Consider the following 22,785-nt stretch of genomic DNA (forward strand, 5'->3'; position numbering starts at 1 on the left):
AGGGAGCGGGCGCGGCCGCGTTCAGTCCTCAGATAGCGCGCACGTTCTGAGCCTGCGGGCCCTTCTGGCCCTGTCCGATCTCGAACTCGACCCGCTGGCCTTCATCGAGAGACTTGAAGCCGCTGCCCTGGATCTCCGAGTAGTGGACGAAGACGTCAGGCCCGCCGCCATCTTGCGCGATAAAGCCGAAGCCCTTCTCGCCGTTGAACCACTTCACACTGCCTTGCGCCATGCTGACATCTCCCTGCGGCGCCGTCTTGTCCCCACTGTGAGGCCAGCCGACTACCAGATAACGAAGCTACAAGCATCGCAGCCTTCTCCTCAGTCCGCTGAGGCGGGTGCTGAAACTGGCCAGTAACGCCGCCGCGAGCCAGCCTCGGAACGGCGGGACAGGAGTCACGGAAGGCTCTCGGACCAAGACAACGGCTGACCGGGCGGCGCGCCGATACCAGCCCGAACGAGTCGGTCGAGAGCAATTGAGACGGGAGTCGAGACGAACCAACCATCTGTTCGCCCGGCAATATTCGGGCATTTGTGGGAGATCCGGGGAGTTCGTGTGCGCAGATAGTTTGACGTAGGCGTGGTGTCGCGCGGCGAATAATGACCTGTCGATCTACCACTCGTCGGCGTCCGCACTGTGGCCCGAGGGGCTGATCCCGGCGGGGAGGCCAACAACACACGCCGACGCCTCCGCCAAGCGCACGAACAAAGCCGACCCGCTCGACGGGTTCCGCACCCTCTTTTCACCAATCCAGAAATTGCTCGGCTTTTAGTTCGGCCGGCGTTTCACCAGCGTCAATAAGAGGTTCCCCGCACGGCGGCGAACCGGGATGATCTCAAGGTAATTCAGGGTGCGATCCCCGATATGGGTGCGGCAACCGGGCGCGAAGTTCGAACGGCGCGAACCAACGACCGGATTGGTCAAACGGCTGATGGCCGGGCTCGAACTGGCGCCCGCCGGGCAGCCACCGAAGGGCCGGCGGAGACGGGCTCCTCATGGCTTTCGAGTGCGGCCATGACGAAGCGTGGGCGGATGACCTTGCGCAGGCCTACGGACCTTCTCACTTCGATTGACAGTCGATAGGAATCTATCGATAATCGATGTATGCCACGTTGCGTTGTCACCGTTCTCCAGGTCCTCCTCGCCGGAGCCTTCGCCGCCGCGCTGTTCGCTCAGTTCATCGTGATTCCGAGGACCGCGGCCGACCAGGTCGCCCTGTTCCCTCCCTACGAGTCCGTGCGGGTGCCCCTGGTCACGGCAGCGATCGTCTTCGTGGCGTGCCTCCAGGTCGCACTTGTGACGTTGGGGGCGTTGTTACGCCGGGCGGGCAAGGGGACCGTCTTCGAGCACAGCGCGCTCACCTGGGCGAACGTCACGATCGGCGCCATCCTCGCCGCCGCTGTGGTACTCGCCGGTCTGTTCGTGTACCTGACTTTCGCCGACATCCCCTCGCCTTGGGACGGCATGGAGGTCATCGGCCTGTGGCTGGGCTCCGCGGTGGGCACAGTCGCCGCGATCGGGGTGGCCCTGCTGCTGTTCGTGGGACGGCACCTGCTGCGCAAAGCGATCGCGCTGCGCAGTGAAATGGACGAGGTCATCTGATGGCGATCGTCGTCGACCTCGATGTCCAGCTCGCCAAGCGGAAGATGTCGGTGGGAGAATTCGCCGAAGCCGTAGGGATCAGCGCCGCGAACGTGGCCGTGCTGAAGAATGGTCGAGCGAAAGCTGTCCGCTTCACCACGCTCGACGCGATCTGCCGGGTACTTGAATGCCAGCCAGGCGACCTCCTGCGCTGGGTCGCCGACGAGCCCACCGCGTGAAGACGGGGATTTCGCCAACCGGTGTGCTCATCGGCTGCACCGACAGCGGCGGCGAGACAGAACAGGCGAAACGCCGGGTGCCCCCTTGGGGCTGCCCGGCGTTTCGCCTGTGCAGAGCGGTAGCGGTGGGATTTGAACCCACGGACGGGGTCAACCGTCACACGATTTCGAGTCGTGCTCCTTCGGCCGCTCGGACACGCTACCGCCGATGAGGATACTGGACGGTGATTCCCGATACGACGGCGGGCGTGCCGCACGCCTCACGCCTGGCGGTGGCCGGCGAAGAAGTCGTCGAGCAGTGCCGCGCACTCCCGTTCCAGGATGCCGCCGACCACCTCGGGCCGGTGGTTGAGGCGGCGGTCGCGGACGACGTCCCAGAGCGAGGCGACGGCTCCGGTACGTGGCTCCCAGGCGCCGAACACCAGGCGCGCGACCCGCGCCAGCACCAGGGCGCCGGCGCACATCGTGCACGGCTCGACGGTCACCGCGAGGGTGCAGCCGTCGAGTCGCCAGCCGTCGCCGTGGATTCGCGCGGCTTCGCGCAGGGCAAGGATCTCGGCATGCGCGGTGGGATCGCCGGTCTCTTCGCGGGCGTTGTGCGCGCTGGCGAGTAAGCGGCCGTCGGGCGCGAAGACGGCCGCGCCGATCGGCACGTCCGGTCCGGCCCGGCGCGCCGCGTCGAGGGCGACGCGGACGAGCGAGCTGTCGTCCATCACATTTCGTCGAGTAGCGCGGTGAACTCGTCGCCGAAGCCGCACCGCTGCGCGATCATCTGGAGCTGTTCGTCGGGGTAGAGATCCACCTCACCGGCGATCACTTCCAGATCGGGGCCGGGCATGCCGAGGTCGGCGAGGATGTCCAGGTCGCCCTCGGGCCAGATGGACTCGTCGTCCTCGTCCGGCGGATCGGCCCGGAGCAGGTCGAGCACGTCGGCGGCGATGTCGTAGTCCAGCGCCGCCGCGGCGTCCGACAGCAGCAGCGACGGGCCACGCGGGCTTGGCCGGACGATGATGAAGAACTCATCCTCGACCGCCAGCAGACCGAACACCGCGCCCGTCGAGCGGATCTTCGCCAGCTCCGTGATCGCCGCGTCCAGGCTGGTCAGCGCGTCCGGCTTGAGAGCACTGCACCGCCACCGGCCGTCCTCCCGCACCACCGCGACCGCGTAACCCGCGACCGGCTCCTTCACCGCCATGCGCATCACGGTATACCTGCCGCGCCCGGTTAGTGATGTACTGCGAAGATGAGTGGCCCCACCGATGTTCCCACCCTGCCCGACACCCGCCTGGCCGGGCTCCTCGCCGAGGCGCGGGCGCTGCAACCCCACACGGTCGAGTTGCGGCGAAAGATCCACCGTCACCCCGAGATCGGGCTCCAGCTGCCGGCGACCCAGACGGCGATCCAGGAGGCGCTGGCGGACCTTCCGCTGGAGATCACCACCGGCAAGTCCACCACGTCGCTCACCGCCGTGCTGCGCGGTGCCCGCCCCGGCCCGTCCGTGCTGTTGCGCGGCGACATGGACGCCCTGCCGCTCACCGAGGAGACCGGCGTGGAGTTCGCGTCGCAGGTCGACGGCAGGATGCACGCGTGCGGGCACGACACGCATGTCGCGATGCTCGCCTCCGCGGCGCGCCTGCTCGCCGGGCGCGTCGACCGGCTCGCCGGGTCGGTGGTTTTCATGTTCCAGCCCGGCGAGGAGGGCTATCACGGCGCGCGTCACATGATCCACGAAGGCGTGCTCGACGCGGCCGGCTCCCGGGTCGAGCGGGCGCTGGCCCTGCACATCTGGGCCAATCGCCCGACCGGGGTGATTTCCTGCCGTCCCGGCCGGATGATGGCGTCCTCGGACTCCTTCGTCGTGCGGGTCACCGGTAGGGGTGCGCACGGCTCGATGCCGCAGAACGGTATCGACCCGGTGCCCGCGGCCGCCGCGATGGTCGGTGCGCTGCAGACGATGATCAGCCGCCGGGTGAACGTGTTCGATCCCGCCGTGCTGTCGGTGACCCGGATCTCGGCGGGCACCACGAACAACGTCATCCCGGAGACGGCCGAGCTCGAGGGCACCTTCCGCACCCAGTCCGAACAGACCAGGGCGCTCGTGCGCGACGAGTTGCCGAAGGTGTGCGAGGCGATCGGCGCGGCGCACGGCTGCCGCGTGGCGGTCGACATCCAGCCCGGTTACCCGCCGACGGTCAACGACCCGGTGGAGGCCGGCCGGGTGCTGGCGCTGGCCGGCGGGGTGCTCGGCCCGGACCACGTCGAGGAGTGGGCCGACCCGATCATGGGCGCGGAGGACTTTTCGTTCGTACTGCAACGGGTTCCCGGTGCGCTCGCCTTTCTCGGCGCCTGCCCGCCAGACGAGGACCCCGGTCAGGCGGCGCCGAACCACTCCAACCGGGTCCGGTATGACGAGGACGCGATGCCGCACGGGGTGGCGCTCTACGCCGCTTATGCACTGGACACTCTCGGGCTCGGTTGATCCCTGGCAAGATGCCAACCGTGCGGGACCTCTGTGTGATCGGGCTCGGGTTGATCGGCGGCTCGCTGGTGCGCGCGGCCTCGGCGGCCGGGCGGCAGGTGTGGGGTGCCACGGCTGCCGGCTCCGATGCCGCCGCGGCCGTCGCGGATGGCTTCGACGCCGGCACGGACGTGCGGGCCGCGCTGCGCCGCGCCGCCGACCGGGATGCCCTGGTGGCGCTCGCGGTCCCGCTCACGGAACTGGACGGCGTGCTCCGCGAGGTCCGCCGGTGGGCGCCGCGCTGCCTGCTCACCGACGTGACGAGCGTCAAGGCGCCGGTGCTCGCCGCGGTGCGCGAGATCGCGCCGGAAGCCAGGTTCGCCGGCGGCCACCCGATGGCGGGCACGACCGAATCGGGATGGCGTGCGGGCAACGCGACGCTCTTCGACGGCGTGGCTTGGGTGGTCGGCGTCGAGGAGGACACCGAACTCGCGGTGTGGGCCGAGGTGACGCGGCTGGCCCTGGACGTGGGGGCGCAGGTGGTGCCGTTGCCGGCCGCCGTACACGATGAGGCCGTTGCCCGGATCTCGCACCTACCGCACCTGTTCGCGGCCGTGCTGGCGTCGGTCGGGGCACAGGGCGGTCCGCTGGCCATGGCGCTGGCAGCGGGTTCGTACACCGATGGAACCCGGGTCGCCGGCACGCGACCGGAACTGGTCCGCGCGATGACCGAGGGCAACCGGGAGGCGCTGCTACCGGTGCTCGACGAGGCACTCGGGCAGCTCGGCGCGATGCGTGGCTCGCTGGCGTCGACCGGCAGCCTCACCGCGACGATCGCCGCCGGTCATGACGGCGCGCAGAAGTTCGCGCGGGCTCGCGAAGCCACGCCGACCGGGGTGCGGGTCAGCCTGACCGCCCCGGACGCGCGAGAAGGCCTGCGCGCGCTCGGCGAACGAGGCGGGCGCATCACGGCGATCACGGACGAGAACACCGCCATCGGCGAGGTGAGTTAGCAGCCCGTCGACCCGGCTGCCGGCTACTTCTTGCCCTTGCCCTCGCTGCCGGTGCCCTTGTGCAGGATGTCCTTCGCCTTGGTGGTCACGTTGTCGATCTTCGGCCCGTACTGGCTGAACTTCGACTTGGCGAAGCCACTCGCCTTGTCGAGGCCCTGCTCGATCTTGGGCGCGCTGTGGTCCAGCGCTTCCTGCATCTTCTTCTTGATGCCGTCCAAGTTGATAGCCATACGTCCATAGAACCCGAAACCGGGCCGGTGCGCATTCGCGGCAGGTCATGAGGGACCCGTTACTCGTCGAAATTCGCTACGAACGGGCCACTCGTGGCGCTGGGTGCCAGGCGGTCCGGCTCTATATCTTCAAGGGATGACGGGGAGGATGTTCTCGTTCGAGGTCAACCGCACCAGCACCGCCGACGCGGAGACGCTGTTCCGGTTGGAGACCGACGCCGAGCGCTGGCCGACGTGGTGCCGTCCGCTCGTCCTCCAGGCGGGCTGGGCAGACCGGACCGACCCGCCCGGTGACGTCGGCTCGATCCGGCGGGTGGGCCTGTGGCCGGTCCTGATGTTCGAAAAAACCATCGAGTACGAACCGAATCGACGGCATGTCTACACGTTCGCCCATAACGCGCCGGTGAACGACTACCGGGCTGAAGTGATCTTCACGCCGAACCACACCGGTGGCACCGACCTGTGCTGGCGTGGTTCGTTCACCGAACGCCTGCCAGGTACCGGGCCGGCCGCGCGCGCCCTGCTGCGGACCGCGGTGCTGTTCCTGGCCGCCCGGCTGGTTCGCGCCGCCGAGAAGAGCTAGCTTGTCGGGCGGAGCGCGTCCGTTGAGGGTGGGCTAACCAGCGCCGAGACAGAGGAAGGGCCGGCGCAGCGGGTCGACGGCGGTGGACTCGGCGAGCGCCAGTGCGGGCGAGATGCCCGACGACAGGCGCCGGTGCAGGTCGGACATGGCCTCCGCGGCGGCCCGGTCGCCCACCCGCGAGATCGCCCCGACCACCGTGCGAACACCGCTGGCCAGCAGCGCGCCGGCGAACCCGAGCGCCTCCTCGCCCGGCCGGATGTGGCTGCTCGCGAGTTCGCACGCGGCGAGCACGACCTGCTCCGGAGGCCGGCTCAGCCGGGCGGTCTCGTGGGCGAACAGCGGCCCGTCGACCAGTTCGAGCCGGGAGAACAACGCGTTCGCCGGCTCGTGCGCACCGTGCGCGACCAGGTGCGCGAGCCCGGCCCCGTCGAGCGCGTCGAGCACCGCCCGGCTGGTGGCGCGCTCGCCGTCGACCAGCATGGCCTCGGGATACACCGACCGCAGGGTGCCCACCTCACCGACCGCGCCCGGCACCCCGGGACCGCCGACCAGCAGTACCAGGTCGGTCCGGATGCGCTGGTTCGCGGTCATCCAGGCGGTCGCGGACGGCGCGATCGACAGCGGGCGTCCACGCAGTGACGGCAGAGCCGCCCACGGCAACGCGTACAGCGAACCGATCGGCACGATGACCAGCTCACGGTCCCCGATGACATCGGCCAGCGGCCCCATGAGGACTTCGTCCAGCAGGCTCGCGCGTTTCTGGGCGGACGCGGTGACGGCGGAGACCAGCGGGGCAGGCAGGTGATCCGGCGCCAGCGCGTTCAGGTCGGCGTGCAGCTGCTTGGTGATCTCCTCGGTGCCGACCGAGGAACCCATGCGCACCAGCCGGAATCGCCCGTCGCGCACGACCACGGCCACGAGGCGGTCGCCGTGCGCGGAAATGCTCACCATGACCCGGTCGCCCAGCTGCGCGGCGACCTCCTCGGGCGAACTCACCGGGCGCGGCCGTCCCCACGGGCTGGCGTACCACCCGAGCCGCGACGCCTCGCGCCGAAGCTTGCCGTACCGCTGTTCGAACGCGCCGACCGGCTTGCTCTCCAACCGGTTCTGCTGCGCCATCCGTTGCACGTGCCGCATTTCGGTGATCAGTCGCGCCAGCACCGGATCGTCGATGGCGGGCAACGGCTCGTACCGGTACACCTGCGCGCGAGTGCGCTCCTGCCAGGCGAAGACCCGCCGTGCGCCGGCGTGACCACGCGCGTTCTCCAGCACGGTCCGCACGGCGAGCCGGCCGAGTTCCTCGCCGTGCACGGCCGTGCCGCACACCAGGTCCAGCCCACCCATCCGGTCGCGGACCCGGGACAACTCGGTGAACCCGGCGCGCGCCTGGGCGAGCGCAACCCGTGATTCGCCTTGTGCCACCGCGAGTTCCGCCCGGCAGAGGCGGCGCAGCATGGTGTGGTCGACCGGGGTCGTCTGCCGCGACTTCGGCACCCGTGCCAGCAGTTCCTCGGCGGTGGAGACCTCACCCCGCCGCAGGTGCAGGCGCACCGCGACCAGCCGGGCCACCGCCGCTTCGTCGCGCAAACCCAGTTCCGCCAACTGTCCGGCATGCTCGACGAGTTGCCTGGTCAACCGCAGCGGCGGGCGGCGACCGCTTTCGAGGACCTCCAGCGCGTCGGCACGCAACCTGGTCAGCGCGGCCACTTCGGCCCAGGGCACGTTGCGCCGGCGGACGAACAGCCGCCGGGCCACGGTCGCGCATTGCCTTGCCAGCGCGAAATCGCCGTCGAGAATGGCGGCAGCGGCCCGGAACACCTCGGCTTCGGCCAGATCCTGGAACACCCGGTTGCGCCGGAACTCGGGGATGGCGTCGTTGAGGTGCCGGGCGGCTTCCTCGGCCAGCCCCGCGGTGAGCATCGCCCTCGCCTGGTCGAGGCGCAGGCGCGGCAGGGAACCGGGCCCGACCTCCTCGAAGATCCGGGCGGCTTCCTCGTAATGGCGAAGCGCTTCCGGAATGTCCCCGACGAGCTGCGACCGGTCGCCGAGATTGTGGCGTGCCTTGGCTTCCAGCACGCGATGCCCGTACTTGACGGCGAGTTCCAGGCACCGGTTGAGGTCGCCGAGCGCGGCTTCCGGGTCGCTCATGAGCAGGTGCACGTAAGCCCGGTTCAACAGGTTCGCGGTCAGCAGCCGCCGGTCGTCGCCGGTGTCGCGATCGACCTTCGGCAGGTGTTCGTCGAAGAGGGACAGTGATTCAGCGAGGCGGCCGGCACGCAAGTACACGACCGCCTGCTGCAGACCGACAATCGACTGGAGAGTGCCTCGCTCGGATTCGGGCGGCATGCGCGCCAGGACAGGCTTCGCGGCGTCCAGGTGCGCCAGACCGGTTTCCAGGGACTTCGTTTCGGCCTCGGCGGAGGCGAGGCTGATCAGAATCCGGGCACGTACCGCCAGCGCCTCCGGATCGCCGTTTTCCGTGCTGGTAGGGCCTTCGGCGAGGTCAAGGCGCCGCAACGCGCGCTGCAGCAGGCGTGCCGCGACCGCCGGACCATGGTCCTCGGCGACGTCCCGGGCACGCTGATAGAGGTCGCCAGCGTCAGCCACGGCGCGGAGCTGGCGGGATGGGTGCACGGACACGCGATCTATCTGAGCACATCGCAGCCAGCCGTGGTACGCCCGGTAACCGCTTACAGCACCACCGCCGGGGTGACCACCGTTCGCCCCCCGAAGCCCGCCACCGAGATGACGATCTGGGTGACGCCGTGCGGCACGTCTTCCAGGACGAACCGGCCGTCCTCGTCGGCCGTCGTCGAAGTCGACCCGTGGTCGGCGACGCGCACCTCGACCCCGTGCCGGCCGCCGGGCACCAGCCAGCCGTCGATCCGGTGGAAGCGGCCGATCTTGGTGAGGTTGATCATCACGGTCAAATCGCTGACGCTGAAGGTGATCGTGCCTTGGTCCACGCTGCTGCGCACCCCGGCGAGCTGCCCCGCCCGCTCCCACCGGGCCACCTCGACGTCGAGATCTTCCAGTTCCAGCGCGAACTGGACCCGCTCGACCAGCCCGGCCGGCGGCGGGTCGACCAGGTCGATGATCCGGCTCAGCTCCGCGAACAGCGCCTCATCGTCGTGCTGGGTGTCGTTCATACGCCGTCCCCTTCGGTGTCCAGCAGTTCGCGCAGCGACTTCAGGCAGCGGCCGCGGTTCGGGCCAATACTCCCCCTGGGTATCCCGAGCATATCGGCGACGACGCGGTACTCCGCCCGGCCGGCGAGCACCGTCAACCGCAGAAGTTCCTGACACCGCTGCGAAAGTCTGCCGAAGGCCCACCAGATCCGGCGGTCCCGCTCGTTGCGCAGGACCTCCGCCTCGGGCGCGGGTTGCGGGCTCTGGACGGCTTCGGCGATCTCGTCGGTGAGCGGCACCGGCTGGGGCTTGCGGCCGTGGGCCCGCAGCGCCTCGCGCCGGGCGGTGGTGACCAGCCAGCCCGCCAGCGCCTTCGGCTCCCGGACCTGGTCCAGGTGGCTGAACAGGTTCAGCCACACGCTCTGCACCACGTCCTCGGCCGTGTGCTGGTCCAGCCCCTGGCCCCGCGCGACGTTCCACACCAGTGGCGTGAGCTCACTGACCAGCCGGTTCATCGCCTGGCGGTGGCCCGCACGGATCGCCCGCAGGCACACCTCGAACAGCTCTGGGCCGTGCAGCCCCTCCCACGGAGGGTCCGCCTCGGCGATTCGAGCTTCCGTCACCGCTTTCACCCACACTCTCAGTGGTTCTCTCAAGGTCGGCGCTGGAAGTATCTTGGGGCCCATCACCAATGAGAGCGGCCGCGTGTCCATCAGATACATGGAATCACCCGTTCGGCCTAGTGTTGTCGGTCACAGACAACCTGAAGGTGATCGAACGGTGCGGCTGCGGCTCCCACGGCCGGCCCAACTCTGCCCAGATGTGGTGCCGGCCGGCGCCGACGATGTCGAGCGCCAGCCGGCGTACCCCCCCTTTACCCGGTGGCCCCTCCCCCACCGCGGCCACCACACCACCCGAGCGGTCGTCGCCTCGTACGTACTCATCGGCGACCACGCGGACCGCGTCCGACAGGTGCCAGTGCCACCGGTAACCCGAGGTCCGAACCTCCGGGAGCGTGAGCTCCACGGTGTCGCCGACGTGCAGTTCCGTCGTCTCCCCCGCGTCGGCCTGCGACAGCCGGACCAGTGACACCACTTCTCCTTCCGCGTTCCCTCGGGGTTTGGTGGCGGCTGGCGGCCCCCTCGGCTGCCAGCCACCACCGTTCCTGGTCCGACCCGGCCCTTGGGTCAGACCAGGAGCTGATCGATCTGTCCGTGAGCGTCTTCGTGGAACGACACGGGCAGCCCGTTGGCCCGCGCCAGCAACGCGAGCGTGATCAGCGCACCGTGCCCCGCTTCCGCACCGGCCAGCCGCTTCCACCCGATACCGGACACGAGCGCCCACACTCCGGGTGCCGTGCTCGACGACCACAGTTGCGTGATGACCCCGGTACGCGCCGGACTGACGTCCCGAGCGACGCCGTTGCCGTTCGGCTGCACCAGAGCGCTCCCGTCGGATCCCGCGCTCGTCGTGTTGGGACGGCTCACTGTGACCACTGTGGACGGCGGAGTGTTGGGGCTCCAGTTGCCATCCGGGGTAACCGTCGCAGGCGGCGTGTTCGGACTCCAGTTCCCGTCCGGAGTCGCCGTCTTGGGTGGCGTGTTGGGGCTCCAGTTGCCATCCGGGGTAACCGTCGCAGGCGGCGTGTTCGGACTCCAGTTGCCATCCGGAGTCGCCGTCTTGGGTGGCGTGTTCGGACTCCAGTTACCCGACGGGGCCACTGTGGACGGAGGCGTGTTCGGACTCCAGTTACCCGACGGGGCCACTGTGGACGGAGGCGTGTTCGGGCTCCAGTTCCCATCCGGAGTCGCCGTCGCAGGCGGCGTGTTGGGGCTCCAGTTGCCCGCCGGGCTCGCCTGCGCCTCCTCGTTCCCAGCGGCGGCGTCCTCGGGGTCCACCGCGGGCGGGTCCATCTCGCTCGTCGTCATGCTTTCGCTCCCTCTCCAGGACACGTCAGTAGGTCGTCTGCACCGCAAGCAGTTCGTTGCCGCCGACGAACGGGGCTACGGGGTAGCCGCCCGCCCGCGCACCCGCCAGCAGCGCGAGTTGCTTCCCGGTGTTGCCTGGCTCACTCCGAAGCCGGGCCCAGCCGAGGTTCTCCAGGTACGCCCATCCGCCGTCGCGGGCGGAGGCGAACAGCCTCAGCGCGCGCTGTGCGGGCAGCCACGCACGCAGGGCCACGCCGGTGCAGCCGAGAGTGGTCGGCCGCGGGTCCGGATAGTCCTCGATATAGCCCTCGCCGTAGGCGATCCGGAAGAATCCCCGCTCACCCCAGTTCGTACCCCACGAGTTCTTCGCGATCCAGCAGCCCTGATCGTCGTCCCAGCCGATCAGGGCGACGGCATGTCCGCCGACGCTCTGCTCGGTGGTGGGCCGATAGATTCCGCCGGTGTAGTGGAAGAAGTCGTCGTAGAGAACCATGCACGTGGTCACCGGGCCGTAGGCGTAGATGTGGTGCTTGATCTCGGCCGGCTTGCGCGTGAGGTCCACGACGTTCTCGGCGTGTGCCAAGCGGTTGGGCCAGTCCGGATTGAGCGAACCGGTCCCGTCCTCGTGGTAGGGCCAGTAGTCCTCGAAGGTCACCCCGCCGGTGACGCAGTCACCGAACACCTCGTCCGGCCACGCTCCGCCCTCTTCTTCACCGGGACGTTGCGCTTCATAGCCGAAGAAGAGGTGCGCCTCGGACAGGTCCAGGTCCAACCCGGACACCCGTCTCGAGTAGGCCGCGGTGCCCTCGATCGTGGCAGCGACCGCGAAGGCCGTGCAGGAACCGCGCTCGCCTTGATCCTTGACCGGGGTCAGGTAATCGCCGCCGCAGGCGCTGCGCAGGTCGAACGCCCGCGGAAGCCGTTCGGTGGGCGCATGCGCCGCGATGCAGCGCTGGCCGGCCGCCCCGAGCGCGGATTCGGTCATCTCCCCCCGCAGGTTCGACCTGCGTTCGACCTCTTCCACGCTCGGGGCCGGCACCCCCAGTCGCGCCCGGCGCGACCGTCCCCCAAGCCGGCTGAGCCCCGTCTCGCCCGCACGCCACGGATCCCCCAAGGCGGCAAGGGAATCGCGGACAGCCGCGAGTTCCTCTTCCAGGGACCAGGCGGAGCTCATGTGTGCAACCTCCAGAGGGGGTTCAACTAGCCGACGCCTTTATGACGCGTCAGTACCCCCGCCAGATACACACCGGGATCCCTTTTTCCAAAGTCGCAGGTCTGCCCGGGTAGGTTCACCCATTCGGACCAACACGTTCCCACCGTGGCACCTATCCGCTGTTCACTAAGAGTGCGCAAGTGACTCGTTCGTGTCGGATTTCGGCGGTAACAGGTCATTCGTGCCACCCACAGAGGGCTACCCCTTCGCTACCGAAACAGGTACGCCGGCCAGTGAGCCGTCCGCGGCCGCACTCAGCAGGTAACCGGCCAGATCCGCTCTCCCGATATTGAAGCTCCCGCGCACGTTGGCGCCGACGCGGCTGGCGACCCGCCCGGTGCGTGGCCGGTCGTTCAACTTCGGCGGGCGCACGATGGTCCAGTCGAGATCGCTCGCCCGCACCAGCTCCTCCATCGCCGCCATGTCCGCGTAGCCGTCCCGGAGGATGCGGATCAGTACCGGCTTGAACATCCGGCCCACGAAGAAGCTGTCCCCTTCGGTGTGCATGCCGCTGTTGCTGACCACGACGAGCCGGCGCGTTCCCGCGGCGGCCATCGCGGCCATGATGCCGCGTGTCCCGTCACGACAGATGACGCTCGGCCCGCGACCGCGTGGCCCGAGTGCCGAGATCACCGCGTCCCGCCCGGCGACCACCTCGATGATCGAGGCCGGGTCGAGCACGTCCGCGGTGACCACGTCGAGTAGTTCGTGCCCGGCGACGGCGAGCCGCGCGGGGTCGCGAACGACGGCGGTCACCTGGTGTCCCGCCCGCAGCCCCTGCTTGACCACCTCGGTCCCGGTTCCGCCGGTGGCGCCGAAAACGGTGAGTTTCATGACTCCTCCTGGGTTAGTGTTCACTCACCTGGCTATAGTTAGTGAGCATTTACTCACCCGTCAAGCGCGCGCTGAGAAGGGCCTGAGAACCATGGGAACACGGGAACAGATCCTGGCCGCGGCCGAGGAGATCATGCGGGAGCGGGGTTACGCCCGCGCCACGACCAAGGAGATCGCACGCGCCGCCGGGTACTCGGAAGCCGCGCTGTACAAACACTTCCAGGACAAGACCGAGATCTTTCTCGGGGTACTTTCCGAACGGATGCCGGCCTTCGGCGCGACCCTGGGTGAACTCACCGCGCAGGCCGGCAAGGGCAGCCTGCGCGCCCACCTGGTCCGGCTCGCCCGCAGCGCGCTCGACTTCTACACCGAGACCTTTCCGATCGCGGCCTCCGTGTTCTCCACCCGGGAACTGCTCGCCGCACACCGGAAGGCGTTGCGAGAACTGGGGCCGGGTCCGCGCGGTCCACAGATCGCCGTCGCCGACTACCTGCGCGCCGAGCGGCGACTGGGCCGGCTACCCCGGACGACCGACGTCGACGCGATGGCCGCGCTCCTGCTCGGTGCCTGCTTCCAGCAGGCGTTCCTGATCCGGTTCGAGGACGCGAACCCGTCGTCCGAGGAACGGGACGCGCTGGCGAAGAGCCTGGTCAGGATTCTGCTTCCCGCTGCTGGAGCCAGCGCTCGACCAGCCGGGACATCTCCACGGCCAGAAAACTGAAGAAATCACGGGTTTCGGCCAGCCGGCGCCCACGGACGGTATCCGGGCCGACCGCCTGGACTCCCTCATCGAGCGTGTCGCACAACGTCTGGAACATCTTGTCCCGGTCGCCAAGCGTGTGGTACCAGGCGTCGTCGCCGATGAAGTAATGGTCCCGCCGCTCGCCGGGTCGCCGCCCTCGCTGGACCATGCTGACCTGCATGAGGTACTTGACGGCACCGGAGACCGCGGCCGGACTGATGTTCAGCGCCTCGGCCACCCCGGCGGCGGTCAGGCCGGCCCCGTCCACCGTCAACAGCAGAGAGAAAACGCGCGCGGGCATCCGTGGCATGCCCGCGTCGGTCAGGAGGAGGGCGAACTTCTCCACAAAGTGCAGCACCGCGTCGTCGGTGGCCGGATCACGTTGGGATTGCGGTCGACTCGACATCGGTCCATCCTCTCCTACGGCGGCGGGACCGCTCACCGATCCCTAATTTTTCTATCTTCACAACTTTGTGAAATAAGTGTAGCTTCGCCGCCATGGACAACGCCATCTCCATCTCCGGCCTGCACAAGTCGTTCGGGCCGACCAAGGCACTGGACGGCCTGAACCTCCAGGTCGCCACGGGCGAGGTACACGGCTTCCTCGGGCCCAACGGCGCCGGGAAGTCCACCACCGTCCGCGTGCTGCTCGGTCTGCTGCGCGCAGACTCCGGCGACGTCCGCCTGCTCGGTGGTGACCCCTGGCGCGACGCCGCCAGCCTGCACCACCGGCTCGCCTACGTTCCCGGTGACGTCAACCTCTGGCCCAACCTCTCCGGCGGCGAGGTGATCGACCTGCTCGGACGGCTGCGTGGCGGGCTCGACCGGCACCGCCGCGACGAACTGATCGAACGGTTCGACCTCGACCCGAGAAAGAAGGGCCGCACCTACTCCAAGGGTAACCGGCAGAAGGTCGCCATCGTCGCGGCACTCTCGTCCAATGTAGACCTTCTGATCATGGACGAGCCCACCTCCGGGCTCGACCCGTTGATGGAGGCGACCTTCCAGTACGCGGTGCAGGAAGAGCGTGAGAAGGGCCGCACGGTGCTGCTGTCCAGCCACATCCTCGCCGAAGTGGAAGCGTTGTGCGACCGGGTCAGCATCATCCGCAACGGGCGCATCGTGGAGACCGGCACCCTGGCCGACCTGCGCCACCTCACCCGCACCTCGATCACCGCCGAGCTCGCCGGGCACCCGAACGGACTGTCCACTCTGGACGACATTCACAACCTCAAGGTCGAGGGGAACCGGGTCCGGTTCGACGTCGAGACCCACTCCCTGGACCGGGCGCTGCGCCAGCTGACCGAGGTGGGCGTGCGCAGCCTGACCAGCCAGCCGCCGACCCTGGAAGAGCTGTTCCTGCGCCACTACACCGAAGCGAGCACCCGATGAAGGAATTCGCCGGCACCCGGGCGCTGTTCCGGCTCGCGCTACGCCGGGACCGCGTCGTCATGCCGATCTGGGTACTCGTCCTCGGCATCATCCCGGCCGCCACCGCGGGTCTGTACGACCAGCTGTATCCCGACGCGGCCAGCCGCGCCTCGCTCACCGCCACTTCGGGCGCCAACCCGACCCTGAGCCTGATTTACGGGCCCGCGTTCGACCTCTCCACCGCGGGCGGGTTCGCAGCCTGGCGCTACCTCATGTTCATCGGCCTGTTCCTGGCGCTGGCCTGCCTGTTCACCGTGACCCGGCACACCAGGCAGGAAGAGGAGACCGGCCGGCAGGAACTGCTGTCCTCCACCGTCACCGGGCGGTACGCGCCGGTGACCGCGGCCCTGCTGGTGGCCTGGCTGGCAGCGCTGGCGACCGGGGCGGTGGCCACGATCGGGATGATCGCCAGTCACCTGCCGGCCGCCGGATCGATCGCGTTCGGGGTGGGAATCACCCTGGTCGGTGTGGTGTTCGCCGGAATCGCCGCGATAGCCGCGCAGTTCGCGGAGTTCTCGCGGACCGCCAACGGGATCGCCTCCGCGATCCTCGGCGTGGCGTTCTTCCTGCGTGCGGTCGGGGACTCGGCGACCGATCTCGGCTGGCTGTCCTGGCTGTCTCCGCTCGGCTGGTCGTCCCGGCTCCGGCCGTTCGCCGGCGAACGGTGGTGGGTGCTGCTGCTGATGGCCGGCACCGCGATCGTGGTGACCGCGATCGCCTACTGGCTGCTGCCGCGACGCGACATCGGCATGGGCATCCTCGCGACCCGGCTCGGCCCGGCAGGCGCGGCACCCGGCCTGCGGTCACCGTTCGCACTCGCCTGGCGGCTGCACCGGGGAATGCTGATCGGCTGGCTGGCCGGGTTCGCGGCGGGCGGCGCGCTGCTCGGCTCGATGGCCGACGGGATCGGTGGCCTCGTCGGCAACAGCGCCCAGACCCAGCAGATCATCCAGCGGATGGGCGGCGCGTCGGCGCTCGTGGCCGCTTTCCTTGCCGTGACGGCGAATTTGCTGGGCATGATCGCCTCGCTGTACGCGGTGCAAGCGACGCTGCGCATGCGGTCCGAGGAAACCGCCGTGCGGTTGGAACCGGTGCTGGCCACGCGGACGCGCCGGCTGGGGCTGGCGGCCAGTCACCTGGCGTTCTCGTTCCTGGGCAGTGCCTTGCTGCTGGCCGTGGCCGGGACCGCCGCGGGCCTGCTGCACGGGCTGCGCGCGCACGACGTCAGCGGGCAACTCCCCGCCGTGCTCGGCGCGACCGTCGCCCAACTACCCGCGGTGTGGGTCGTGGCCGGGATAGCGGTGCTGGTATTCGGAGTCGCGCCGAAGGCCGCGACGGCGGCGTGGTCGGTGGCATCCCTGTCGCTGGCCCTGGCACTCTACGGGCCGATCCTGCAGTTGCCGCAGGTCGTGGTGGACATCTCGCCGTTCACGCACATTCCGAAGCTGCCCAGCGCGCCGCTGACCATGACGCCCATGCTGTGGTTGACCGGAATTGCGATCGTCGCGCTGGCTGCCGGGTTGGCAGGTTTCCGGCGGCGGGACATCGGGTAATCCGAAGCAACTGGGGCACGGAGAGCCCGGGCTGGTCGGGGGCCCGGGCTCTCGCCTATTGTGCCGATCTTGATAAGTTGAGCGTACTGGGCGCAACTTTGTCGCCACTGACCGTACGATCGAACGATGATCAAGCCTGGGGGCCTGCTTCGGCGTCATCGGGACTTCCGCCGATTGTGGATCGCCGACGCGCAGTGTTTCTGCGGGACACCCGCACCCGGTCGGCATGCGTAAGCGGTGAGGAGGAACGATTTTCGCTCACGCATGCCTCCAGCCGCCAACTCGGCAACCGGATCGACTTCCTCGCCCTGCCGCTGCTTGCCGCGACCACCCTGCACGCCTCGGCCTTCGACGTGTCGATGCTCCGCATCCTCCAGACGTTGGCCTACCTGTTGCTGGGGTTGCAGGTCGGCGCGTGGTGCGACCGCATGCGCAATCGGCCGATCCTGATCGTCGCCGACCTCGGTCGCGCCGTCGCCTACGCAACCGTGCCGATCGCCGCGGCGTTCGGCGCGCTCACCCTGTGGCAGGTCTACATCGTGGTGGCGGTCGCCGGTGTGCTGGGTGTCTTCTTCGAGGTCGCGCACCAGACCTACCTGCCACGGCTGGTCGAGCGCGAAGACCTCACCGAGGGCAACGCCCGGCTACAGGCGAACATCTCCGTCGCGGCCCTCGCGGGTCCGTCCGCGGCCGGCTTCCTCGTCCAGTTCTTCAGCGCACCCGGCGCGGTCGCGGCAAACGCGGTTTCCTTTCTGTGGTCCGCGTCTTGGCTGAAGGGAATCCGCACGCGAGAACCTCGCCTGGTCCGCGCTGCGCGGGTGCCGGTCCGGCGTGACATCGCCGACGGCCTCCGATACCTGCGACGGCAGCCGATTCTGTCGACCTTCGCGATCACCGCGACGCTGGTCAGTCTGTTCCAGTCGATGCAAATCGTGGTCGGTGTGCTGTTTCTGCTGCGCGACGTCGGCCTTTCGCCGGGGGCGATCGGTTTGGTCAGTACGACCGGACTCGTCGGTGCGGTCCTCGGTGCCCTGTCCGCCCGCAGGCTCGGCACCTGGGCGGGCGAGGCGCGGATGATCCGGCTCGCCGCCTTGCCGTTCGCGTTGGGCTATCCGATGCTGCCGCTCACCGGTTCCGGCTGGCAGCTGGTCTGGTATCCGCTGGGCACCTTCCTCGCCAGCTTCGCCATCACCGTGATGAACGTGCTGCAGGTCAGCTTCCAGCAGGCCACCACTCCCGAAGGACTGCGGGGCAGGCTGAACGCCACGATGAAGTTCCTGATCTTCGGCGTGGCTCCGCTCGGCAGCCTGCTCGGCGGGGTGCTCGCCACGAGCACCGGTCTTCGCACCACACTGTGGATAGCGGCGGCCGGGTTGATGTTTTCGATGGTATTTCTGGTGTTCTCGCCGTTACGCCGGATGCGCGACCTCCCCGCCGGCCGGCTCGTGTCCGGTTCGACTCGCCCGTGACCGGGTATCCCGGTTGAATGATCGAGAATGTGCCCAAGCAGTTGTTCGTCGGCGGCCAGTGGCGAGACGGCGGTGGCCGGTTCGCCGTGCAGGACCCCGGAACCGAGCAGCAACTCTGCGAGGTCGCCGACGCTCGAGAATCCGACGTCCGCGAAGCGGTCGAGATCGCCGTCGCGAACCAGCGGAAGTGGGCTTCGACGCCACCCCGGCAGCGCGGCGAGATCCTCCGCCGCGCCTGGGAGCTGATGACCGACCGCGCCGAGGACATCGCGCTGCTGATGACCCTCGAAATGGGCAAGAGCCTCACCGAATCGCGCGCCGAAGTCGCCTACGCGGCGGAGTTCTTCCGCTGGTTCTCCGAGGAAGCCGTCCGCATCGAGGGCAGGTACGCGCGCAACCCGGCGGGCGGCGGGCGGATGCTCGTGGCCAGGCATCCGGTCGGCCCGTGCCTGCTGATCACGCCGTGGAACTTCCCGCTGGCCATGGGCACGCGCAAGCTGGGCCCGGCGATCGCGGCCGGCTGCACCGCGATCGTCAAACCTGCCCAGCTGACTCCGCTGTCCATGCTCAACCTCGCCGCGCTGCTACGGGAAGCCGGGCTGCCCGACGGTGTGCTGAGCGTGTTGCCGAGCACCTCGGCGAGCCGGGTCTCCGGCCCGGTGCTGGCGGACGCGCGCATCCGGAAGTTGTCGTTCACCGGTTCCACCGAGGTGGGTCGCAAGCTGGTCGAGCAATGTGCCCCGAACCTGCAGCGGACGTCTATGGAGCTCGGCGGAAATGCGCCGTTCCTGCTCTTCTCCGACGCCGACCTGGATCAGGCGGTCAAGGGTGCGGTGACCGCGAAGATGCGCAACAACGGCGAATCCTGCGTGGCGGCCAACCGGTTCCACGTGCAGTCCTCGGTCGCCGGTGAGTTCGTCGACCGGCTGACCGAAGAGATGTCGTCGATGCGCGTGGGGCACGGCACCGAGGACGGCGTTCAGGTCGGCCCGCTGGTCAACGCCGCGCAGCGGGACAAGGTGATCGAACTCGTCGACGACGCTCTCGAACGCGGAGCGCACGCGACCACGGGTGGGAAACCGTTGGACGGCAAGGGTTTCTTCTACGCACCGACGGTGCTGACCGACGTCCCACCCGACGCCCGCATCCTGCGCGAGGAGGTCTTCGGTCCGGTCGCCCCGGTCACCACGTTCGACACCGAAGACGAGGCCGTGCACCTGGCCAACGACACCGAATTCGGCTTGGTGGCCTACCTGTTCACCCGCGATCTCGATCGCGCCATCCGGGTCGGCGAGGCCATGGAGACCGGGATGGTCGGCGTCAACACTGGCCTGGTGTCCAACGCCGCGGCGCCCTTCGGTGGTGTCAAGGCTTCGGGCTTCGGACGCGAAGGCGGCGCCGAGGGGATCGAGGAATATCTCGACGTCCAGTATCTCGCGCTGGCGAACCAGCCGTGACGGACGTCACCGGATCTCGGCGGCCGGCTTCCCGCCGAGTCCGATGAGGACGGTCACGCGGCCCGGCCACGGCGGTGCCTGAGCCCGGAACTCGCGCGACGGGAAGGTGGGACACGCACGACGGCAACGTGGGACTCACGCGACGGCAACGTGGGACACGCACGACCGGAGTGTGGGACACGCACGACGGGAATGGGGGACTCGCGCGGGGGTGGGCGGGTCAGGGGCGGAGACCGTCGGAGATGATCCGGGCGAGGGGGCGGCCGGGGGCGGCCTGGCGCTGGATGGCGAGGTAGCCGGCGAGCAGCGCGGGAAGGTCGCCGGGCTCGATGTCGGCCCGGACCGCGCCCGTGGCCTGGGCGCGGGCGAGCAGGTCACCGAACACCGCCCGGAAGCCGGCTTGCTGCTCGGAACCGGTCTTCATCCCGAAACCGGTGCCCGCTTCGATCGCTTCGCACAGGGCCTTGTTCAACACCGCATGCGTCGCCACCACCTCGAAGAACTCGAAGAAGGCCGCACCCGGGTCCGCGGCGCCGAGCAACTCGCTCGCCTGCTGCCCCAACTGTCCGATGCGGTCGAGCACCACCGCCTCGTACAGCGCTTCCTTGCTGGGAAAATGCCGGTACACGGTGCCCGCGCCGACACCGGCGCGGCGGGCGATCTCGTCGAGCGGCACCGACGTGCCCTCGTCGGCGAAGGCCTCCTGCGCGGCCGCGAGCACGCGCGCACGGTTGCGCCGGGCATCGGCACGCAGGGTCGGCTTTTCGCTCATCGGCGCCCGATTCTACGTGCTCCGGGCGCGGCCTCCGCACCCTCTCGGAGCCGTTGCCCGCCAGGCGTCCAGCGATTTTCTCCTCCACCTCACGGGCCTGGTCATCCGACAGGGCGGCGGACGCCTGGTCAGTTGCCGGCTTGCGTCACGGGATGCTCGAACAGGTGCATGATGGTGGCCCAAACGCCGGGCACCAGCAGCACCCCGAGCACCACGAACACGGGGAACAACACCTGGTTCTCCACCCGCTTCCCGGTCCGGAAGCGCAGGAACGACGGCGGCCGCACCTCGTACCAGGTTTCCCCCGCGATCGGCAGCGGGAACAGGAACGGGCAGCCGTGCTCGGTAATCGCGTCACCGAGGCAGTGCGTCACACAGCCCGCGGCGACCGCGACCCCCAGCCAGCCGGTGAGCTGCTCCAACTCGCCATCTACGTCCGCGGTGAACGCCCACCACGCCGTGACCGCCCCGGCGACGAGCAGTAGCCAGTCGCCGAGCGCGTCCGCGGCCAGCACCACACCGAACAGCACCACGCCGGCCACGGCGTACCAGCCGCCGGCCCGCGTGCCGTACAGCGCCGCCAGCCCCATCAGCGCGGCGAACAGGAAGGTGTGCGAGAGATGCCGGTGCGTGCCCTTGACCCGCTCGTCCCGTGGCCCCTTGGTCAGCTGGTACAAGCCGGCCGAGGCCTTGCGTAGCAGCCACGACAGCGCTTTCGTGATCGGGCCGAGCAGCTTCGAGGCCCGTGCGCCAGGGTGGTCGAGGTCGGGAAGCAACGCGTAGCCCGCCGTGGTGGCGGCGAAGGCGACGGCCTGATGCACCGTCGTGGCGCCGATCGTCGGGGCTAGGGCCAGTCCGGCACACCAGCCGGTCAGCGCATGCGTGCGTCCCATCATACGATGATCTTGGCACGGGCAGCGACGACTCCGGGGGAGGTACTGCTCGAACGGCGGCACGGATGCCCTTGCGCCGCAACGAGTTGGGTCAGCCGAGCGCCTGCCACCAGGGTTCGACCGGGGGCGGGTCGTCGACGTCGATCCGTTCCCCGGGGCGCGGCACGGCGAGCGCGACCTCGTGGGCCTTGGCTTCCCGCCAGGTTCGCTCGGCCGGCTCGTTCCAGGCGTGCATGGCGAGCCGGAAGGTGCCCCAGTGCACGGGAATCAGCAGGCCACCGCGCACGTCGAGGTGGGTGGCGACGCCTTCCTCGGGGGTCATGTGGATGTCCGCCCACGCCGAGTGGTAGGCACCGACCTGCACCAACGTCGCGTCGAAGGGGCCGTACTTCGCGCCGATCCCGGCGTAGCCGTGGAAATATCCGGAGTCGCCGGTGTAGAACACGCGCCGCTGCGGCGCGGCGATGATCCAGGACGCCCACAGCGTGTTGTTGCGAACGAACGCCCGGCCGGAGAAGTGCTGGCCCGGCGCCGCGGTGATGCGGAGCCCGGCGATGTCGGTGCCCTCGTGCCAGTCCAGTTCGATGATCCGGTCCAGCGGGACCCGCCAGCGCCGCAGGTGCGCGCCGACCCCGAGCGGCACCACGAAGGGCGCCGACTGGGTGCGCAGCAGGGTCCGCACCGCCGCGGTATCCAGGTGGTCGTAGTGGTCGTGCGAGACGATGATCGCGTCGAGTTGGGGCAGGTCCTCGAGACGGTGCGGTGGCGCATGCAAGCGGCGCGGCCCGACGAGGCGGGACGGCGAGGCACGCAGGCTCCACACCGGGTCGACCAGCACCCGCCTGCCCTCGATCTCGATCAGTGACGATGAGTGGCCGTACCAGGTGATGTGCAGGCCGTCGACCGGGCTGTCCGGACGCGGCGGGACCAGCGGGATGGGGCCCGCCGGTCGGCGTCGCTGGCCGCCGAACAGCAACTCACGCAACAGGCCGCCACCCTCCTGCGCGGTGGGGGCGACCGACGGCGCGAGGTTACGGAACCGGCCGTCGCTGAACTGCGGGGACCGCTTCAACAGCTCCCGGTCCGGTCGCCCGCCCATCGCGGCCGGAATCTCCCGTGCCGCCCACAGCACGGCGCCCAGCGCCGCCAGCGGCACGAGGGGAAGTCTTCTCGCCATGTCCGGACAACAACTCCCATTTACCAAAAGTTCCCGTTGTGTTGCGGGGGATCCGCCCCCACACCCCGTTATCCTGCAGGAAC

At 69.3% G+C, this 22,785-nt stretch carries 25 protein-coding genes and 1 tRNA gene; 10 read left to right on the forward strand and 16 right to left on the reverse strand.

The window, feature by feature from the left end; genetic code table 11:
• Positions 1–28 precede the first annotated feature (28 nt).
• Positions 29–232, reverse strand: coding sequence for a cold-shock protein (locus tag A3CU_RS0104330; protein ID WP_027941230.1), 204 nt, complete (start codon positions 230–232; stop codon positions 29–31).
• A gap of 873 nt (positions 233–1,105) precedes the next feature.
• On the opposite strand from A3CU_RS0104330, the gene A3CU_RS0104335 reads away from it, so the two are divergent.
• A complete protein-coding gene (locus A3CU_RS0104335; protein WP_027941231.1) occupies positions 1,106–1,603 on the forward strand; it encodes a DUF2975 domain-containing protein in 498 nt (165 codons plus the stop codon).
• Positions 1,603–1,821 (forward strand): helix-turn-helix domain-containing protein, encoded by a 219-nt coding sequence (locus tag A3CU_RS0104340; protein WP_027941232.1) that lies wholly within the window; start codon positions 1,603–1,605, stop codon positions 1,819–1,821. The genes A3CU_RS0104335 and A3CU_RS0104340 overlap by 1 nt, the downstream gene beginning before the upstream one ends.
• Before the next feature lie 117 nt (positions 1,822–1,938).
• Here A3CU_RS0104340 and A3CU_RS0104345 read toward each other — a convergent pair.
• From A3CU_RS0104345 to A3CU_RS0104355, 3 genes are all read right to left on the reverse strand, one after another.
• Positions 1,939–2,025: transfer RNA gene (locus tag A3CU_RS0104345), tRNA-Ser, on the reverse strand.
• A 56-nt stretch (positions 2,026–2,081) separates the two neighbouring features.
• Positions 2,082–2,534: a nucleoside deaminase gene (locus tag A3CU_RS0104350; RefSeq protein WP_027941233.1), complete on the reverse strand. Its 453-nt coding sequence runs from the start codon at positions 2,532–2,534 to the stop codon at positions 2,082–2,084.
• Positions 2,534–3,016, reverse strand: coding sequence for a tRNA adenosine deaminase-associated protein (locus A3CU_RS0104355; RefSeq protein ID WP_027941234.1), 483 nt, complete (start codon positions 3,014–3,016; stop codon positions 2,534–2,536). Before A3CU_RS0104355 ends, A3CU_RS0104350 begins: the two co-directional genes overlap by 1 nt.
• Before the next feature lie 48 nt (positions 3,017–3,064).
• On the opposite strand from A3CU_RS0104355, the gene A3CU_RS0104360 reads away from it, so the two are divergent.
• The gene (locus tag A3CU_RS0104360; RefSeq protein WP_027941235.1) at positions 3,065–4,300 is read left to right on the forward strand and encodes a M20 metallopeptidase family protein; all 1,236 of its coding nucleotides are present in this window, start codon (positions 3,065–3,067) and stop codon (positions 4,298–4,300) included.
• 11 nt (positions 4,301–4,311) lie between these two features.
• Positions 4,312–5,292, forward strand: coding sequence for a prephenate dehydrogenase (locus A3CU_RS0104365; protein ID WP_281174086.1), 981 nt, complete (start codon positions 4,312–4,314; stop codon positions 5,290–5,292).
• A gap of 23 nt (positions 5,293–5,315) precedes the next feature.
• Here the strand turns inward: A3CU_RS0104365 and A3CU_RS0104370 are convergent, their stop codons facing one another.
• Positions 5,316–5,522, reverse strand: coding sequence for an Rv0909 family putative TA system antitoxin (locus tag A3CU_RS0104370; RefSeq protein WP_027941237.1), 207 nt, complete (start codon positions 5,520–5,522; stop codon positions 5,316–5,318).
• Positions 5,523–5,658: 136 nt separating this feature from the next.
• Here A3CU_RS0104370 and A3CU_RS0104375 point away from each other — a divergent pair, with 136 nt between their 5' ends.
• The gene (locus A3CU_RS0104375) at positions 5,659–6,105 is read left to right on the forward strand and encodes an SRPBCC family protein (protein ID WP_027941238.1); all 447 of its coding nucleotides are present in this window, start codon (positions 5,659–5,661) and stop codon (positions 6,103–6,105) included.
• Between the two features lie 33 nt (positions 6,106–6,138).
• Here A3CU_RS0104375 and A3CU_RS0104380 read toward each other — a convergent pair whose 3' ends face one another.
• The 7 genes from A3CU_RS0104380 to A3CU_RS0104410 form a co-directional block, all read right to left on the reverse strand.
• On the reverse strand, positions 6,139–8,712 hold the full coding sequence (locus tag A3CU_RS0104380; protein WP_156960221.1) for a CHAT domain-containing protein: 2,574 nt from the start codon (positions 8,710–8,712) through the stop codon (positions 6,139–6,141).
• Between the two features lie 83 nt (positions 8,713–8,795).
• Positions 8,796–9,254, reverse strand: a complete 459-nt coding sequence (locus tag A3CU_RS0104385; RefSeq protein ID WP_027941240.1) for a carboxypeptidase regulatory-like domain-containing protein — start codon at positions 9,252–9,254, stop codon at positions 8,796–8,798.
• Positions 9,251–9,856 carry an RNA polymerase sigma factor gene (locus A3CU_RS0104390; RefSeq protein WP_027941241.1) on the reverse strand — a complete coding sequence of 202 codons (606 nt, stop codon included), beginning with the start codon at positions 9,854–9,856 and terminating at the stop codon, positions 9,251–9,253. Before A3CU_RS0104390 ends, A3CU_RS0104385 begins: the two co-directional genes overlap by 4 nt.
• Positions 9,857–9,959: 103 nt before the next feature.
• A complete protein-coding gene (locus A3CU_RS0104395; protein ID WP_027941242.1) occupies positions 9,960–10,325 on the reverse strand; it encodes a protease inhibitor I42 family protein in 366 nt (121 codons plus the stop codon).
• A 95-nt stretch (positions 10,326–10,420) separates the two neighbouring features.
• Positions 10,421–11,161 carry a hypothetical protein gene (locus A3CU_RS50530; RefSeq protein ID WP_043840587.1) on the reverse strand — a complete coding sequence of 247 codons (741 nt, stop codon included), beginning with the start codon at positions 11,159–11,161 and terminating at the stop codon, positions 10,421–10,423.
• A gap of 25 nt (positions 11,162–11,186) precedes the next feature.
• A complete protein-coding gene (locus A3CU_RS0104405; protein WP_027941243.1) occupies positions 11,187–12,335 on the reverse strand; it encodes a C1 family peptidase in 1,149 nt (382 codons plus the stop codon).
• A 237-nt stretch (positions 12,336–12,572) separates the two neighbouring features.
• Positions 12,573–13,208 carry an NAD(P)-dependent oxidoreductase gene (locus A3CU_RS0104410; RefSeq protein ID WP_027941244.1) on the reverse strand — a complete coding sequence of 212 codons (636 nt, stop codon included), beginning with the start codon at positions 13,206–13,208 and terminating at the stop codon, positions 12,573–12,575.
• Positions 13,209–13,299: 91 nt separating this feature from the next.
• Here A3CU_RS0104410 and A3CU_RS43415 point away from each other — a divergent pair, with 91 nt between their 5' ends.
• Positions 13,300–13,929, forward strand: coding sequence for a TetR/AcrR family transcriptional regulator (locus tag A3CU_RS43415; RefSeq protein WP_052371433.1), 630 nt, complete (start codon positions 13,300–13,302; stop codon positions 13,927–13,929).
• Here A3CU_RS43415 and A3CU_RS0104420 read toward each other — a convergent pair.
• Positions 13,859–14,356, reverse strand: a complete 498-nt coding sequence (locus tag A3CU_RS0104420; protein WP_027941245.1) for a GbsR/MarR family transcriptional regulator — start codon at positions 14,354–14,356, stop codon at positions 13,859–13,861. The genes A3CU_RS43415 and A3CU_RS0104420 overlap by 71 nt on opposite strands.
• Before the next feature lie 92 nt (positions 14,357–14,448).
• On the opposite strand from A3CU_RS0104420, the gene A3CU_RS0104425 reads away from it, so the two are divergent.
• From A3CU_RS0104425 to A3CU_RS0104440, 4 genes are all read left to right on the forward strand, one after another.
• Complete coding sequence (locus tag A3CU_RS0104425; RefSeq protein ID WP_027941246.1) at positions 14,449–15,342, forward strand: ABC transporter ATP-binding protein; 894 nt, start codon at positions 14,449–14,451, stop codon at positions 15,340–15,342.
• Complete coding sequence (locus tag A3CU_RS0104430; protein ID WP_027941247.1) at positions 15,339–16,934, forward strand: ABC transporter permease; 1,596 nt, start codon at positions 15,339–15,341, stop codon at positions 16,932–16,934. The genes A3CU_RS0104425 and A3CU_RS0104430 overlap by 4 nt, the downstream gene beginning before the upstream one ends.
• A gap of 194 nt (positions 16,935–17,128) precedes the next feature.
• Positions 17,129–18,403, forward strand: a complete 1,275-nt coding sequence (locus tag A3CU_RS43420; RefSeq protein WP_245616872.1) for an MFS transporter — start codon at positions 17,129–17,131, stop codon at positions 18,401–18,403.
• A 17-nt stretch (positions 18,404–18,420) separates the two neighbouring features.
• A complete protein-coding gene (locus A3CU_RS0104440; protein WP_027941248.1) occupies positions 18,421–19,860 on the forward strand; it encodes an NAD-dependent succinate-semialdehyde dehydrogenase in 1,440 nt (479 codons plus the stop codon).
• 220 nt (positions 19,861–20,080) lie between these two features.
• Here A3CU_RS0104440 and A3CU_RS0104445 read toward each other — a convergent pair whose 3' ends face one another.
• The 3 genes from A3CU_RS0104445 to A3CU_RS0104455 form a co-directional block, all read right to left on the reverse strand.
• A complete protein-coding gene (locus A3CU_RS0104445) occupies positions 20,081–20,632 on the reverse strand; it encodes a TetR/AcrR family transcriptional regulator (protein ID WP_027941249.1) in 552 nt (183 codons plus the stop codon).
• A 128-nt stretch (positions 20,633–20,760) separates the two neighbouring features.
• Positions 20,761–21,525, reverse strand: coding sequence for a metal-dependent hydrolase (locus A3CU_RS0104450; RefSeq protein ID WP_027941250.1), 765 nt, complete (start codon positions 21,523–21,525; stop codon positions 20,761–20,763).
• 91 nt (positions 21,526–21,616) lie between these two features.
• Positions 21,617–22,702 (reverse strand): MBL fold metallo-hydrolase, encoded by a 1,086-nt coding sequence (locus tag A3CU_RS0104455; protein ID WP_027941251.1) that lies wholly within the window; start codon positions 22,700–22,702, stop codon positions 21,617–21,619.
• Positions 22,703–22,785: the final 83 nt, after the last annotated feature.

The organism is Amycolatopsis taiwanensis DSM 45107, from assembly GCF_000519205.1.
GTDB classification, from domain to species: Bacteria; Actinomycetota; Actinomycetes; order Mycobacteriales; family Pseudonocardiaceae; genus Amycolatopsis_E; species Amycolatopsis_E taiwanensis.

What these genes read in the sequence shown, in the direction of transcription:
- A3CU_RS50530 (WP_043840587.1), bottom strand. Translation starts at nt 11,161, where the DNA reads ATGACGACGAGCGAGATGGACCCGCCCGCGGTGGACCCCGAGGACGCC.
- A3CU_RS0104450 (WP_027941250.1), bottom strand. Translation starts at nt 21,525, where the DNA reads ATGGGACGCACGCATGCGCTGACCGGCTGGTGTGCCGGACTGGCCCTA.
- A3CU_RS0104375 (WP_027941238.1), top strand. Translation starts at nt 5,659, where the DNA reads ATGACGGGGAGGATGTTCTCGTTCGAGGTCAACCGCACCAGCACCGCC.
- A3CU_RS0104340 (WP_027941232.1), top strand. Translation starts at nt 1,603, where the DNA reads ATGGCGATCGTCGTCGACCTCGATGTCCAGCTCGCCAAGCGGAAGATG.
- A3CU_RS0104365 (WP_281174086.1), top strand. Translation starts at nt 4,312, where the DNA reads ATGCCAACCGTGCGGGACCTCTGTGTGATCGGGCTCGGGTTGATCGGC.
- A3CU_RS0104440 (WP_027941248.1), top strand. Translation starts at nt 18,421, where the DNA reads ATGATCGAGAATGTGCCCAAGCAGTTGTTCGTCGGCGGCCAGTGGCGA.
- A3CU_RS0104355 (WP_027941234.1), bottom strand. Translation starts at nt 3,016, where the DNA reads ATGGCGGTGAAGGAGCCGGTCGCGGGTTACGCGGTCGCGGTGGTGCGG.
- A3CU_RS0104455 (WP_027941251.1), bottom strand. Translation starts at nt 22,702, where the DNA reads ATGGCGAGAAGACTTCCCCTCGTGCCGCTGGCGGCGCTGGGCGCCGTG.
- A3CU_RS0104335 (WP_027941231.1), top strand. Translation starts at nt 1,106, where the DNA reads ATGCCACGTTGCGTTGTCACCGTTCTCCAGGTCCTCCTCGCCGGAGCC.
- A3CU_RS0104405 (WP_027941243.1), bottom strand. Translation starts at nt 12,335, where the DNA reads ATGAGCTCCGCCTGGTCCCTGGAAGAGGAACTCGCGGCTGTCCGCGAT.
- A3CU_RS43415 (WP_052371433.1), top strand. Translation starts at nt 13,300, where the DNA reads ATGGGAACACGGGAACAGATCCTGGCCGCGGCCGAGGAGATCATGCGG.
- A3CU_RS0104420 (WP_027941245.1), bottom strand. Translation starts at nt 14,356, where the DNA reads ATGTCGAGTCGACCGCAATCCCAACGTGATCCGGCCACCGACGACGCG.
- A3CU_RS0104370 (WP_027941237.1), bottom strand. Translation starts at nt 5,522, where the DNA reads ATGGCTATCAACTTGGACGGCATCAAGAAGAAGATGCAGGAAGCGCTG.
- A3CU_RS0104360 (WP_027941235.1), top strand. Translation starts at nt 3,065, where the DNA reads ATGAGTGGCCCCACCGATGTTCCCACCCTGCCCGACACCCGCCTGGCC.
- A3CU_RS0104430 (WP_027941247.1), top strand. Translation starts at nt 15,339, where the DNA reads ATGAAGGAATTCGCCGGCACCCGGGCGCTGTTCCGGCTCGCGCTACGC.
- A3CU_RS0104330 (WP_027941230.1), bottom strand. Translation starts at nt 232, where the DNA reads ATGGCGCAAGGCAGTGTGAAGTGGTTCAACGGCGAGAAGGGCTTCGGC.
- A3CU_RS0104410 (WP_027941244.1), bottom strand. Translation starts at nt 13,208, where the DNA reads ATGAAACTCACCGTTTTCGGCGCCACCGGCGGAACCGGGACCGAGGTG.
- A3CU_RS0104445 (WP_027941249.1), bottom strand. Translation starts at nt 20,632, where the DNA reads ATGAGCGAAAAGCCGACCCTGCGTGCCGATGCCCGGCGCAACCGTGCG.
- A3CU_RS0104425 (WP_027941246.1), top strand. Translation starts at nt 14,449, where the DNA reads ATGGACAACGCCATCTCCATCTCCGGCCTGCACAAGTCGTTCGGGCCG.
- A3CU_RS0104385 (WP_027941240.1), bottom strand. Translation starts at nt 9,254, where the DNA reads ATGAACGACACCCAGCACGACGATGAGGCGCTGTTCGCGGAGCTGAGC.
- A3CU_RS0104350 (WP_027941233.1), bottom strand. Translation starts at nt 2,534, where the DNA reads ATGGACGACAGCTCGCTCGTCCGCGTCGCCCTCGACGCGGCGCGCCGG.